We start from the raw sequence: 13,599 nt of genomic DNA on the forward strand, positions 1-13,599 counted from the left end.
AGAGAAAAATGCGCAAGAACCATGCCGCAGAATCCACGGATAATCTCGGCCGCAGCCCTCAATGTTTCGCACTTTTGCTACGCTTCCCGCCCCAGATTCTCACCGGTGGGAAGAATCATGGAATCATTTCAAGAAAAGCTTTGCGGTCGTTAAGGATCGGAATATGCGCGCGTGGCATGTCCATTGCGAGTTACCAGGAGGAGGTGAGCGATGGATACAAGCGAAGTCCGCTTGCCGGAGCGGTGTGGAATTGTTTTAGCGGCCGGGGAAGGAAAGCGGCTTCAGTCTTTCATCCATCGAATTCGTGGGGATCGGCTGCCGAAGCAATATCTGAATATCATCGGCCGCCGCTCCATGCTCGAGCACACCCTGGCGCGGGCGGAGAGAGTTATCGATCCGCGGCGTGTTTATACGGTCGTCGGTCAGGATCACCTGCGTTATCCTGAAGTGCGCCGCCAACTCTCCGCCCGCGAATACCGTAACGTCATCGTCCAGCCCGAGAATAAAGAAACCGCTCCGGGACTCTTGCTTCCCCTGGCCCACGTTTACGCCCGCCATCCCAACGCCACCGTCGTGGTCTTTCCGTCGGACCATTTCATCGTCGAGGAAGAACTCTTCATGGCGCATGTCGATCTGGCGTGCCGGTTGGTCGAGCGCTGCCCCGACTTTTTGGTGCTGCTGGGCATCAAGCCCGACAGTCCTGAGACGGATTACGGCTATATCCTGCCGGGAAGCGAGCTGAAGCCTCTGGCGCCACTGGCCGTGCGTCCGGTCCTAGGCTTTCACGAAAAGCCGGATCTCGACGGAGCACGCGAATTGCTCGCCGCCGGCGGGTTGTGGAACACGATGGTGATGGTTTGCAGGGCAAAAACACTCATAGAACTTGTCCGCAGCGTATCGCCGCGGCTGCACAGCTTTTTTCAGCGCATCCGTAGGGCGATCGGGACAAGCAGCGAGCGGGAGGCGGTCGCAAAAACCTACCGGTCGATCGAGTCGGTGAATTTCTCGACCGGACTTCTGGAGGTCTTTGCGCGAAAGCACGCCTCCCGCCTGCTGGTTCTTCCGGTGCGCGGCGTGACCTGGAGCGACTGGGGATCGGAGCCTCGGCTCCTCGGCGCGCTTAAAAAATTCGAAGCGGGCGTCCGGGTAAATGGATTGGAGCAGGAAGCAGGCGATTTGTCGCGACTGCCAGCCGCCTTAAGGCTGGGCTCGGTCGTTTGAAAAGGCTCATGGGAAAAAAAATCGTCCACGTCGTCGGAACCGGAACGATCGGCGAACCGCTGATCGGCATCCTCAATACTTTTCGCGAGCCGTTCGGCATCGACGAGGTCACCTTCCATAAGCGCACCCCCCTTGTGACGGATCGCTCAAAGGTGACCGTCCTCACCCAAAGAGGGGCCAGGCTTTGCGTCGATAAAGAGAGTTGGTCAAACTTCACGCGGATGGGCATGGAGCCTGTCTACGACGCCGAGCAGGCGCTCGACCGGGCCAGCGTCGTGATCGATTGCACGCCGGTGGGAAACGATAACAAAGAAAAGATTTACCAGCGCTTCGCCGGTAACGGCCGGGGATTTATCGCTCAAGGAAGCGAATATGGCTTTGGCAAGATGTATGCCTGCGGCATCAACGAGCGCGCGCTCGACCGGGAGAAGGACCAGTTCCTTCAGGTCGTGAGCTGCAACACCCACAACCTCGCCGTTCTGATCGACACGATCGCCCTCGGACCGGAAAAGGAAAATAACCTGGAAGAGGGACGCTTCGTCTGTATGCGGCGCGCCAACGACTTGAGCCAGGAAGGGGAATTCATTCCCGCCCCGGAGGTCGGCAAGCACGACGACCCGCGCTTCGGCACGCACCAGGGAAGGGACGCGCACTACGTGTTCAAGACGCTCGGTCTGGATCTCGACATCTATTCCTCGGCGCTCAAGCTCAACACGCAGTACATGCACACGATCTATTTCAATGTGAAACTTCGCCGAGCCGTAGCCATGGACGAGGTGATGCGACGGATCAAAGGCAACCCGAGGATCGCGCTCACCAATAAAAAATCGTCGGCGTCGGTTTTCTCCTTCGGCCGCGACCACGGGCTGTTCGGCCGCATCCTCAACCAGACCGTGATCGCCTCGAATACTTTAACGATGAAGAACGCCTGCGAGCTGGTGGGCATGTGCTTCACTCCGCAGGACGGCAACTCGCTCCTCAGCAGCATCGCGGCAACATTGTGGTTTCTTGATCCGAACACGAGGGAAAAGAAACTGGAGACGCTGGCGCCCTATATCTTCAAGGAGATTTGACTGCATGCAGAGCAAAAGAGTCGAGACGTTCGACGACTGGAAAGATCTCTTTCACGTCTGGCAGAAGGACATCGACTACGACACCAAGCTCTTTGCCTCCGTTCTGCACGGCTACGAATTCGGCGAAAAATTCGCCCTCGCCATTCCCGCGGAGATCGGTTTCGGCGAGTTCGCCGGCGGGCGCAGGTGGCAGGACACGAGCGAAATCCCCCGCTCGGAGATCAAGGACCTGCTCCTGCGGCTGATCGCGGTCCAGGGCGACACGGAGTTTGCCTCCGTCGAGCAGCAGAGGAGACTTCTGTCCTCCGCGCCCTCGGAAAAAGACCTGCGCGCGATCGTGCGCATCAACGCCGAGGAGATGCGCCACGGCTGGCAGATGAGCCATCTTCTGGTGCGCTACTTCGGCGACGACGGCAAAGCCGAGGCGCGGAAACTCCTCGAAAGACGCTCCGACAAGAAGGAGCGGCTGCTCGGCGCGTTCAACGAGCCGGTGGAGGACTGGCTCGATTTCTTCACCTTCACCGCGTTTGTCGATCGCGACGGCATGTACCAGCTCAAGATGCTGAGCCACTCCGGCTTCGGCCCGCTCGCCGGCAGTATGGGGCCGATGTTGAACGAGGAGTCGTTTCACTTGCTCACCGGCCTCACCGGTCTCCAGAGAATCCTCCGCGCCGACAAAGTTCCGGTCGCGATCGTGCAGAAAGTTTTGAACCGCTGGCTTCCGGTCTGCTTCGATCTCTTCGGCTACGAGCGCTCCAAGGGCGCGGGCAACGCTTACCTCTGGGGCTTGAAAGGCCGGTTCGACGAAGGGAAGGCAGGCCCGGTTACAGACCGGGAAGCGCTGAACGAGGCCGCGCGGGCGCTTTATTACAAAGAAGTGCAGAACCTCGTGGCGTTGCTCAACAAGGAAATCGCCGACGGACTCCCCGAGTTGTACGTGCCGGACCTGAAATTCAGAAGAGGGATCGGGGAAAACAAAGACAAACGTTTCAGCGTAAAAGGAGAATTGCTGGACGAGGCAGGTTACGCCCATCATTTGGGCGAAGTCCTTCCTTCACAATCCGACCGGCTGCAGATTCAAAAGATTACCCAAGCGGCGGGATGGATCGCCGCCAACTAAAAAAAAGGAGAACGATTATGGACGAGAAAAAAAGGTTGACCACGGCGAGCGGAAGCCCGATCGCCGAGTGCCCGTTCAACCACACCGCTGGTACGTCGATCCGCGACTGGTGGCCGAACCAGTTGAAGCTCGGTATCCTGCACCAGCATTCGTCCAAGTCCAATCCGATGGGCGGGGATTTCAACTACGCCGAAGAGTTCGAGAGCCTCGATCTGGCGGCCGTGAAGAAGGACCTTCGTGTGCTGATGACCGACTCGCAGGACTGGTGGCCGGCGGACTTCGGCCACTACGGACCTTTGTTCATCCGCATGGCATGGCATAGCGCCGGCACGTACCGCACCGGTGACGGTCGCGGCGGCGCCGGTGCCGGCCAGCAGCGCTTCGCTCCCCTCAACAGTTGGCCCGACAACGCGAACCTCGACAAGGCGCGCCGGCTGCTTTGGCCGATCAAGCAGAAGTATGGCCGGAAAATTTCATGGGCCGATCTCATGATCCTCGCGGGCAATGTCGCCCTGGAGTCGATGGGATTCAAGACCTTCGGCTTCGGCGGCGGTCGTAAAGACGTCTGGGAGCCGGAAGAGAACTACTGGGGCTCTGAGAACAAGTGGCTGGATGACAAACGCTACTCCGGCGACCGAAACCTCGAGAATCCGCTCGCTGCGGTTCAGATGGGGCTGATTTACGTCAACCCGGAAGGCCCGAATGGCAACCCCGATCCGATCGCGGCGGCCAGGGATATCCGCGAGACGTTCGCTCGCATGGCCATGAACGATGAAGAAACCGTCGCGCTAATTGCCGGCGGCCACACCTTCGGCAAGACCCACGGCGCCGGCCCTGCGTCCCATGTGGGGCCTGAGCCCGAAGCGGCCGGCATCGAGGAGCAAGGCCTCGGCTGGAAGAGCAGCTTCGGCACGGGGAAAGGCGGTGACACGATCACCAGCGGCCTGGAGGCCACCTGGGCCACCACGCCAACGAAGTGGAGCAGCAACTTCTTCTGGAACCTGTTCGGCTACGAATGGGAACTGACCAAGAGCCCGGCCGGTGCGCATCAGTGGCAACCGAAGGGTGGCGCAGGCGCCGGAACGGTGCCGGATGCCCACGACCCGTCGAAGCGTCACGCGCCAGCCATGCTGACCACTGACCTTTCCTTGAGGTTCGACCCCGCCTACGAAAAGATTTCAAGGCGCTTCATGGAGAATCCGGATCAGTTTGCAGACGCATTCGCCCGCGCATGGTTCAAGCTGACGCACCGCGACATGGGCCCGCGCGCACGCTATCTCGGCCCGGAGGTTCCTGCCGAAGAGCTTATCTGGCAAGATCCCATCCCCGCGGTCAATCACAAATTGATTAATGAGCAGGACATTGCCTCCCTCAAGGGCAAGATCCTGGCATCGGGGCTGTCCATATCCCAACTCGTGTCGACCGCCTGGGCGTCGGCGTCCACCTTCCGTGGCTCCGACAAGCGCGGCGGTGCGAACGGCGCCCGAATTCGCCTCGCGCCGCAGAAGGATTGGGAAGTCAACCAGCCGGCCGAGCTGGGGAAGGTCCTCAAGACTCTCGAGGGCATCCAGAGCGCGTTCAACAGCGCCCAGACTGGCGGAAAGAAGGTCTCGCTCGCCGACCTGATCGTTCTGGGCGGTTCTGTAGGCGTCGAGCAAGCTGCAAAGAAGGCTGGTCACGATGTGACGGTGCCCTTCGTGCCGGGACGCATGGATGCCTCGCAGGAGCAGACCGATGTGGTCTCCTTCGCCGTCCTCGAACCGATCGCGGATGGCTTCCGAAACTATCTCAAGACCAAGTACTCGGTATCGGCCGAGGAGTTGCTGGTCGAGAAGGCGCAATTGCTGACGCTGACCGCGCCCGAGATGACGGTTCTCGTTGGCGGCATGCGCGCCTTGAACGCCAACTTCGGACAGACGAAACACGGCGTCTTTACCAAGCGGCCGGAAGCGCTGACAAACGACTTCTTCGTGAACCTGCTCGACATGGGCACGGAGTGGAAAGGGGTATCGGACGCCAAGGACGTGTTCGAAGGGCGCGATCGCAAGACTGGCGAAGTCAAGTGGACCGGCACGCGCGTTGATCTCATCTTCGGTTCGAATTCCCAGCTCCGGGCTCTGGCCGAGGTCTACGGCAGCGCGGACGCGCAGAGGGAGTTTGTCCAGGACTTCGTAGCGGCCTGGACCAAGGTGATGAACCTTGATCGCTTCGACCTCGCCTGAGGGCCGTTGTGGCCGGCAAGAAGGAGAACAACAAAGGAGGTTCCCATGAACGCAGCGATCAATGAAATTTTCGCCAAGACCTTGGACAAAACCCATATCTGGCTCACGGATTTGATGCAGGAGCTGGACTGGACGGACGAGCACAAGGCGTACCTGGCGCTTCGGGCCGTGCTGCACACCTTGCGCGACCGGCTCACCGTGGAGGAAGCGGCCGACTTGGCCGCGCAGCTGCCGATGCTCGTCCGCGGATTTTATTTCGAGGGCTGGCATCCGGCCGGCACGCCGGTCAAAGAGCGCCACAAAAAAGAATTTCTCGCCCGCGTCGAGGACTATTTCAAGAACGACCCGAGCGTGGTTCCGGAAAAGGTCGTGCGCGCGGTGTTTAAATTGTTGCGCAGAAACATCAGCCGGGGCGAGGTCGACGACATCGGCCACATTCTGCCGGGCGAAGTGCGCGCGCTGTGGGCGTAAGGCGGAGGGGTCAAAGCCGAGTCTCATGCCCAGAAGGAGAAGCCATGAAGAGAAAACGGGCGCCGGCGGGCATTAAGAAGATTTTGGTCCCGAGCGATTTTTCCGGGCCGTCGCGACGTGCGATGGACTACGCGGCGATTCTCGCCAAAGAATCGGGCGCTGAAATTCTTTTGCTCCACGTCATCGAATCCTTGCCCTACAGCGTGACGGATACGCTGCACGTGATCGATCACCGCCGCGCTCTGGAAAAGACCGCGGGCGCTCTCCTGAAAAACCTGCGCGAAGAGCTGATCGAAAAAGAGCTGGCGGTAAAAACCCGCCTGGCAAGCGGGACTGCCTACGACGAGATCTTGAAGACATCGCGCCGGGAGAAAGCGGACTTAATCGTGATGGGGACTCACGGCCGCACCGGCATGTCTCATCTTTTGCTGGGAAGCGTGGCGGAAAAGGTCGTGCGGCTGGCGGCCTGTCCGGTCCTGACGGTTCCGGACCGGACGGCAAGTCGGGTCAAAGCCGCGGTCGAACGATCCGTCACGCTTTATTGACGGAGCAGGATTCCTCTAATTCGCCTTACCTTAGGTCTTTCTTCTTCTCCTCGAACTCTTCCTTATTGATCTCTCCTCGCGCATATCGCCGCCGCAGAATCTCGAAGGCCGAATCGGAGCGCGATTTCTTGCCCTGACCAAAGAGCCAGCGTATACCGACTACCAGGCCGACGATCACCAGGCCCCAAAGAACAAGCATCATCAACATCATCCCGAATCCCCATGCTCCCCACCACATCGGATGCATCCCCCAACCCCACTCATAGTAACGTTCCTGGGCCCACACTGCTCCAGGCAGCAGCCAGTTTATCATCAGAGCCATTAGCCCCTGCTCGATTCGCTCCGTACAGTTCCTCCTGCCAACGAACGTCCTTCAATCGATTTTTTTCCTGCTTCGCTCAAACCGAAAGAGCCTGACGGGAGCAGAAGCACTCCCCCCCGGCGCGGAAGTCCGATTAATGAAACACTGACACGCAGGTTTCAGAGACTGCTGGACACGGATAAGCCGGGATCTGCTTGTGATAGATCTGCGGCACAACTACAAGCCGGCTCTTGATCGAAGCCGCAATGAAGCAGCTCTGCTCCACTTTCTTCAAAAGCCGTTCAACCCGTTGCGTGTCATCGATGCGGCGGACGACGACTGTAGGCTTGAGAGACACCTCAGTGATTTGATAGCCGGTCTGTGAAACCTTCTGTAATTTACCCTCGGCTGAAACCGCGACGCTTGCCAACTCAAGCTTTGAGCGCTCGGCCAAGGCGAGAAATGTCAGCATAAAGCATGAGGCCACCGCCCCGACGAAGAGATATTCCGGGGACCAACCCCCTCCGGGGCCTTGAAATTCATGCGGCGCCGCCACTTCGAGAGTAGGCAGCTTTGGAAATCGAAGATTCCCTCTGAGTCCTTCGGTCCACTCGATTTCCGCCTGATAAGAGAAACTGTCCTCGTTTTTCATCTAAGTTTAGGACTCCCAACACTCTTCCCTATCCCGACGCGCGGATCACCAGCACGGGCTCTCCCGAGTGGCGCACGACGCGGCTCGTGACGCTCCCCAGCACCAGCCGTTCGATTCCGGAACGTCCGTGGGTGGACATGGCGATCAGGCTGCCCGGCGTTTTTTTCGCCAGGTCGATGATCTGATCGGCGCTCTCGCCTTCCAAGAATCTGGCAGATACCCGCTTCAGCCCCTCGCGCTTCAGCTCGCCGGCTTTTTCGTCGATGTAGCTTCTCGCCTCTTCCTTCGCCTTTTCCAGGATCTGCTCGAGACTCGGCGTATAATAATCCTCCGCGGTGAATCCCATGACGGGGATCGTGTAGACCCGGAGCAGGACGACTTCCAGATCGAGCCGCCTGGCCATCTCGCTGGCGTGTGGGAGCGCTTGCTCCGATCTTCGAGAGCCGTCGAGAGGAACGATAATGGTCTTAAAGACCTGCGGAACGTTTTTCGTCTCGGCGCTCGCTCTTACCAGAAGCAGGGGATTGGCCGCCAACTGGATGACTTTCTCGGCTACGCTTCCGAGCAGCCAGCGCTGCAAGCCCGAGCGCCCGTGCGTCGCCATCGTAATCAGCGTACCGGGCCGGCCCGCTGCTTTCGAAACAATTACGTCCGCAGGCTTGCCGAATTCCGTAGCGCAGGCGACCTTCGATGTTTTGGCGAAAGAGCGCCCGACTCCGTGGAGATACTTGAGCCCTTCCTCTTTTAACGTCGACTCGACGATGTCGACGTACCGGCCATGGTTAGGGTCCGAATAGGTCGCGATGATTTCAGGCTCGACAGCGTGCAACAGCTCGACGTCGAGCCGCATCGTCTCCGAAAGCGAGCGGGCATAAGGCAACACTTGCTCGGCGACCTGCGACCCATCCAACGGAACCAGAATATTTTTATACATCCTTACTCCCCTCCCGCGCGGGCGCGATGCCCGGCGCCGAATCTATGCCCGCTCCCGAACCCCCCTCACTCGACTTTCACCTGGACTTCTTTTTTCTTGGCTTCCTCCGTCTTGGGGAGACGAATCTCCAACACGCCGTTCTTGAAGCTGGCGCGGGCCTTTTCCCCATGAACCTCGGCCGGCAGCTCGACGCTGCGGCTGAAAGAGCCGTAAGAGCGACCGCTTTCTTTTCCTTGGTTATTTCTTGCTTCGACATGACGGCTCCTCCTGTTTGGAATCTGTAAACGACGACAACTTTCTCGACATCGTTTTGTGGAGCAAAAAATATGCCCCGTCCGGCACCGCTGGAAATAAGCCATCTTCCGAAACAACCGGACGCCGTTTTTTGCATTCTTGCGATTTCCGCCGGCGCATTTTTTCATCCATGCAAAATACCAAGATGATGCGGCCGTATGCCGGCTGACTTTCCTCTCTTTTCCCTGGCATGCGTCCTGCTCTTTCATCTTGAACGAATAGCGGAGGCGTCATGGCAAAATCGAAGAACTATCTCGTGCCGATCGATTTCTCACGCGGCTCCCAAGGCGCTTTCAGGCATGCCGCCAGGCTCGCCGGTAAAGAAACCCGGAAATTGATCCTGGTTCACGTCGTTGCGCCGTTGAGCTATCCCGTTGGGGCCTTGCTGCCGACATATTTTTCTTCCATGGAAAGACAGGCGAGATACGCCTTAGAGAAAATGGCGCGCCGGCAGGGCTTGCACAAGAACCGCTTCCGGCCGCTCGTCTTTGAGGGCGCCGACGCCGCCCGCGTCATCGCGGAGCAGGCGAAGAAATCCCGCGCCGCGATGATCGTTATGGGCAGCCACGGTCGAACGGGTCTGGAACGGGCCGTGCTGGGGAGCGTTGCGGAAAGAACGCTACGCTATGCAGCCTGCCCCGTTCTGGTGGTAAAGAAGTAAAAGCGATGCGCAGGCAGATCGTCCCGCAGAGACATGCTCGCGCGCTCGAGCAAGTGTCGTCGACGGAAAGCTGGGCGAGCGCAGAAGGATCGCCGTTCCCTCAGGGCGTCAGTAGGATCGAGGAAGAGAACGCCTACAACTTCGCGCTCTATTCGAAGCACGCCGAGAGCGTCACGCTGCTATTGTATACGGATGATGACGTCGTCCATCCGGCTGTGAGCTACCGGATGGATTACCTGAAAAATAAATCCGGCCGAATCTGGCATTGCCGCATGCCCGCCGCCGCGATTACAAACGCCCGCTATTACGCCTACGGCGTCTCCGGCCCGCCGCCGAACGGCCGCTTCGAATGGCACGTCTTCGACCCGGATAAGATTCTGTTGGACCCCTACGCCGAGTCGATCTTCTTCCCGAAAGATTTCGACCGCTCAGCCGCCGCGCGGGCCGGCGCCAACGTCGGCAAGGCGCCGCTGGGACTCATCGCCGCGTGGCGAGCACACCTTCGACTGGCGCAGCGAGAAACCCGTCCATCACGAGTCGGATACGATCATCTACGAGCTGCACGTCAAAGGCTTCACCCGAAATCCCAGCTCCGGAATGGCTCCGAAAAAGCGCGGCACGTACCTCGGCGTGATCGAAAAGATCCCGTACCTGAAAGAGCTGGGCGTCACGGCGGTCGAGCTGATGCCGGTTTTTCAGTGCGACCCGCAGGAGGGAAGCTACTGGGGCTACATGCCGATCAATTTTTTCTCGCCGCATCAGGGATACGCGACCGGAGAGGCCTCGTGCGTCTGCGAGCAGCACAACGAGTTCCGCGCCATGGTGGACGCGCTGCACGCCGCCGGGATCGAAGTCATCCTCGACGTCGTTTACAACCACACCGGCGAAGGCGATCATGACGGCCCGATCTACAGCTTCAAAGGCATCGACAACAGCACCTATTATCTCATCTCCGACCGGCCCTGGGACCCCTACGAAAACTTCACCGGCGCCAGGAATACGCTCAACTGCGAAAACCGTTACGTCCGCAAGATGATCCTCGACAGCTTGCGCTATTGGGCGAGAGAGATGCGCGTCGACGGCTTCCGCTTCGATCTCGCTTCCATCTTCAGCCGAAACCGGGACGGTTCGGTCGACCTCGAAGACCCGCAACTCTTCGCCGACATCGCCTCGGACCCGGACCTGGCCAACGTGAGATTGATCGCCGAGCCGTGGGACGCCACCGGCATGGTTCAGCTCGGCCGCAGCCTTCCCGGGATCACCTGGTTCCAGTGGAACGGCCGGTTTCGCGACGATGCCCGCCGCTTCATGAAAGGCGATGCCGGCATGGTGCCCGCGATCATGACCCGGCTCTACGGCAGCGACGATCTTTTTCCCGACGATCGCATGAACGCCTACCATGCCTATCAAAGCGTGAACTATATCGACTCGCACGACGGCTTCACGCTTTACGATCTGGTGTCATACGACCGGAAGCGCAACCAGGCCAACGGTCACGACAATACCGACGGACCTTCCGAAAACTATAGTTGGAACTGCGGTTGGGAGGGGGATGAGAACGTTCCCGATGACGTCATGCGGCTGCGCAAGCGGCAGATCAAAAACTTTTGCTGCCTTTTGTTTTTATCCAACGGCACGCCGATGTTTCGCGCCGGCGACGAGTTCATGCAGACCCAGGGCGGCAACAACAACCCGTACAACCGGGACAACGAGACGAGCTGGCTCGATTGGAGCCGCCTCGACCGCCAGCGGGATATTTTCCGCTTTTTTCAGTTAATGATCGCCTTCCGCAAGACGCATCGCTCGCTCTGCCGCAGCCGTTTCTGGCGCGAGGATGTCCGCTGGCACGGCGTCGGACTGTCACCGGACCTGTCCCACGATTCGCACAGTCTGGCTTTCTATCTCGCCGGCTCGTCTCACGACGACGCCGATATCTACGTCATGGTCAACGCCTACTGGGAGGATTTGACGTTTACGATTCAGCAAGGCTCGGCCGGGGAGTGGAGACGGGTCATCGACACGGGCCTGGAGAGCCCGGAAGATTTCTCGGCGCCGGGTAAGGAAGTCCAGTTGACGTCGCCGGACTACGTCGTCAAAACCCGCTCGATCGTGGTGTTGATCCGATGAAAGGAGGCCTCTTTGAAAGCGCTGCTGGTGGTGTTTTTGAGCGTTTTTATCGCTGAGCTCGGAGACAAGACTCAGTTGGCGACCTTGCTCTTCGCGACGGATCGGAACCTCAGCCGGGCGGCGGTCTTTGCGGCCGCCTCGGCCGCGCTGGTTTTTTCGAGTCTCCTCGCGGTTCTTTTCGGGTCGCAAATCTCGCGGGCTATTTCTCCGTCCGCGCTGCGGCTCGTTGCTGGAATCGGATTCATCTTCATCGGAACATGGATGCTGTTGGGGAACAACAGGCAGTAGGGGCGCACCTGTGTGTGCGCCCCTCTGCACCTGTCTGTGCGCCCTCCGCAAGAGGGCCGACACACAGGTCGGCCCCTACAGGGCGGGCGCCGGTCGTAGGGGCCCTGCCGAAATCCGTCAGACGCGCCACGCATCCTTCGGTTCAAGGTTTGTTGCCGCCGGATTCTCGGGATCGATTGTCCAACGAGTCGGGTTGTCTACAATGTATTGCCGAATCCGATTGAGAGATTCTTCATTGCGAACGACGTGTTCATAATAATTTCGCTGCCACAATCGACCCTGAAACGTTGTCCAACCCAATGTTTTCACACCACGCATGTATTGGTTCGTCGTCATCGTTTTAAACCATTGGACGACGGTGTGTAGGGGCGCACCTGTGTGTGCGCCCCTCTGAATAGCGTCCTTTCCAAAAGGGCCGACACGCAGGTCGGCCCCTACAGTCGGACCTGCGATGACGACAATCCCATGAAAATGATTTGGCATAATCACGAATTCGTCCGTTTCGACTGTGGGGAATTTGCGGCTCAATTCTATCCACCAATGTCCAATCATTGCACCCGCCTCGTTGAACCGCATTTCTCCGTCGGCAACATCGCCAAACAAGCAGGCTCGATCATGTGTGACGACGGTGACGAAATACGCCCCTGATTGCCCGTAGTCATAGTCTTTTAACCGGATCGAGCGCCGGTGGTGTCTTTCCGGATCGTATGCCATGCGTCAGCTCGTCCGGACGCGGGCGTGGAAGCCCGCCCGTTCGAGCGCCTGGTGAATCTTTTGGCCGTGCTCGTGGCCCGTGGTCTCGAGAATCAGCTCCACTTCGGTCTCGCCGATCGAGATTTCGCCGAAGCCGCGCACGTGCTCGATCTGCAGGATGTTGGCGCCCTCTTTGGCGATCGACTGCGCCAGCGCGGCGAGGTGTCCCGGCCGATCGGGCACGACGACTGAAAGGCGGATCACCCGGCCGTCTTGAATCAAGCCCTTCTCGATGATCCGGGAAATGAGATTCATGTCGATGTTGCCGCCGGAAATAATCAGCGCCACATTCTTTCCTTTGAAATCGATCTTGCCGTTGACGAGAGCGGCGAGGGAAACCGCGGCGGCGCCCTCGGCGACCGTCTTTTCGATTTCGAGCAGCAACAAGACGGCGTTGGCGATTTCCTCCTCGCTCACCGTGACGATTCGATCCACGTACTTCTCCGCGATCCGGAGCGGAAGCTCGCCCACCGCGCGCACGGCAATGCCGTCGGCGATGGTCGTTGCCGGGGGGAGATGGAGCACCTTACCCGCTTCCATGGCCGCCTTCATCGATGGAATCCGCTCCGCCTGCACGCCGATAATGCGAATGCCGGGCTTGCGCTCCTTCAACGCCAACGCGACTCCGGCGATCAAACCGCCGCCGCCGACCGGCACAACGACTGAATCCAACTCCGGACACTGTTCGTGCAGCTCCAGGCCGAGCGTCCCCTGGCCGGCGATGACCCAGGGATCGTCGAACGAATGAATAAACGTCAGGCCTTCTTCGCGGCCGATACGCTCAGCCTCTTCGAGAGCCGAATCGTAGTCGGACCCATACGGGATCGCGCGCGCCCCGTAACGGCGCACCGAAGCTACCTTGATGAGCGGCGCGTGAACCGGCATCACGATCGTGGAAGGAATCCCCAGCCGCTGGCTATGAAAAGCCAGCGCCATG

General features: G+C 59.3%; 15 protein-coding genes and 1 pseudogene. 10 read left to right on the plus strand and 6 right to left on the minus strand.

Features of this window, described 5'->3' with window-relative positions:
- The first annotated feature begins 210 nt into the window (after window positions 1-210).
- From VGL70_04170 to VGL70_04195, 6 genes are read left to right on the plus strand one after another with little or no spacing between them, the layout of a single operon-like run.
- Window positions 211-1,221 carry a sugar phosphate nucleotidyltransferase gene (locus VGL70_04170; GenBank protein HEY3302717.1) on the plus strand — a complete coding sequence of 337 codons (1,011 nt, stop codon included), beginning with the start codon at window positions 211-213 and terminating at the stop codon, window positions 1,219-1,221.
- A gap of 8 nt (window positions 1,222-1,229) precedes the next feature.
- Window positions 1,230-2,294: a hypothetical protein gene (locus VGL70_04175; GenBank protein ID HEY3302718.1), complete on the plus strand. Its 1,065-nt coding sequence runs from the start codon at window positions 1,230-1,232 to the stop codon at window positions 2,292-2,294.
- Window positions 2,295-2,298: 4 nt separating this feature from the next.
- Window positions 2,299-3,414, plus strand: a complete 1,116-nt coding sequence (locus VGL70_04180) for a Phenylacetic acid catabolic protein (GenBank protein ID HEY3302719.1) — start codon at window positions 2,299-2,301, stop codon at window positions 3,412-3,414.
- 17 nt (window positions 3,415-3,431) lie between these two features.
- On the plus strand, window positions 3,432-5,636 hold the full coding sequence (katG, locus tag VGL70_04185; protein ID HEY3302720.1) for a catalase/peroxidase HPI: 2,205 nt from the start codon (window positions 3,432-3,434) through the stop codon (window positions 5,634-5,636).
- Between the two features lie 45 nt (window positions 5,637-5,681).
- Window positions 5,682-6,107, plus strand: coding sequence for a DUF2267 domain-containing protein (locus tag VGL70_04190; GenBank protein ID HEY3302721.1), 426 nt, complete (start codon window positions 5,682-5,684; stop codon window positions 6,105-6,107).
- Window positions 6,108-6,151: 44 nt separating this feature from the next.
- Entirely contained in the window at window positions 6,152-6,652 is a 501-nt protein-coding gene (locus tag VGL70_04195; GenBank protein ID HEY3302722.1) for a universal stress protein, read from the plus strand.
- Window positions 6,653-6,677: 25 nt separating this feature from the next.
- On the opposite strand, the gene VGL70_04200 is transcribed toward VGL70_04195, so the two are convergent.
- From VGL70_04200 to VGL70_04215, 4 genes are all read right to left on the minus strand, one after another.
- Window positions 6,678-6,974 carry an SHOCT domain-containing protein gene (locus VGL70_04200; GenBank protein ID HEY3302723.1) on the minus strand — a complete coding sequence of 99 codons (297 nt, stop codon included), beginning with the start codon at window positions 6,972-6,974 and terminating at the stop codon, window positions 6,678-6,680.
- Between the two features lie 133 nt (window positions 6,975-7,107).
- The gene (locus VGL70_04205; GenBank protein HEY3302724.1) at window positions 7,108-7,605 is read right to left on the minus strand and encodes an OsmC family protein; all 498 of its coding nucleotides are present in this window, start codon (window positions 7,603-7,605) and stop codon (window positions 7,108-7,110) included.
- Between the two features lie 28 nt (window positions 7,606-7,633).
- Window positions 7,634-8,539, minus strand: coding sequence for a universal stress protein (locus VGL70_04210; GenBank protein HEY3302725.1), 906 nt, complete (start codon window positions 8,537-8,539; stop codon window positions 7,634-7,636).
- Window positions 8,540-8,604: 65 nt separating this feature from the next.
- Window positions 8,605-9,042, minus strand: coding sequence for an Hsp20/alpha crystallin family protein (locus VGL70_04215; protein HEY3302726.1), 438 nt, complete (start codon window positions 9,040-9,042; stop codon window positions 8,605-8,607).
- 23 nt (window positions 9,043-9,065) lie between these two features.
- Between VGL70_04215 and VGL70_04220 the strand changes: the two genes are divergently transcribed.
- The 4 genes and pseudogenes from VGL70_04220 (at window position 9,066) to VGL70_04235 (ending at window position 11,909) form a co-directional block, all read left to right on the plus strand.
- The gene (locus VGL70_04220) at window positions 9,066-9,494 is read left to right on the plus strand and encodes a universal stress protein (protein HEY3302727.1); all 429 of its coding nucleotides are present in this window, start codon (window positions 9,066-9,068) and stop codon (window positions 9,492-9,494) included.
- 5 nt (window positions 9,495-9,499) lie between these two features.
- Window positions 9,500-9,829, plus strand: a pseudogene (locus VGL70_04225) (hypothetical protein).
- Window positions 9,830-10,091: 262 nt separating this feature from the next.
- Window positions 10,092-11,621 (plus strand): alpha-amylase family glycosyl hydrolase, encoded by a 1,530-nt coding sequence (locus VGL70_04230; GenBank protein HEY3302728.1) that lies wholly within the window; start codon window positions 10,092-10,094, stop codon window positions 11,619-11,621.
- 12 nt (window positions 11,622-11,633) lie between these two features.
- Window positions 11,634-11,909 carry a TMEM165/GDT1 family protein gene (locus VGL70_04235; protein ID HEY3302729.1) on the plus strand — a complete coding sequence of 92 codons (276 nt, stop codon included), beginning with the start codon at window positions 11,634-11,636 and terminating at the stop codon, window positions 11,907-11,909.
- 117 nt (window positions 11,910-12,026) lie between these two features.
- Here the strand turns inward: VGL70_04235 and VGL70_04240 are convergent, their stop codons facing one another.
- Both VGL70_04240 and ilvA read right to left on the minus strand, forming a co-directional pair.
- Window positions 12,027-12,623 (minus strand): transposase, encoded by a 597-nt coding sequence (locus VGL70_04240; GenBank protein HEY3302730.1) that lies wholly within the window; start codon window positions 12,621-12,623, stop codon window positions 12,027-12,029.
- Window positions 12,624-12,626: 3 nt separating this feature from the next.
- Window positions 12,627-13,599 (minus strand): threonine ammonia-lyase (ilvA, locus tag VGL70_04245; protein HEY3302731.1); only part of this gene is annotated, 973 nt, incomplete at its 5' end.

Source organism: Candidatus Binatia bacterium (assembly GCA_036504975.1).
In the GTDB taxonomy this organism is placed as follows: Bacteria; Desulfobacterota; Binatia; order UBA9968; family UBA9968; genus JAJPJQ01.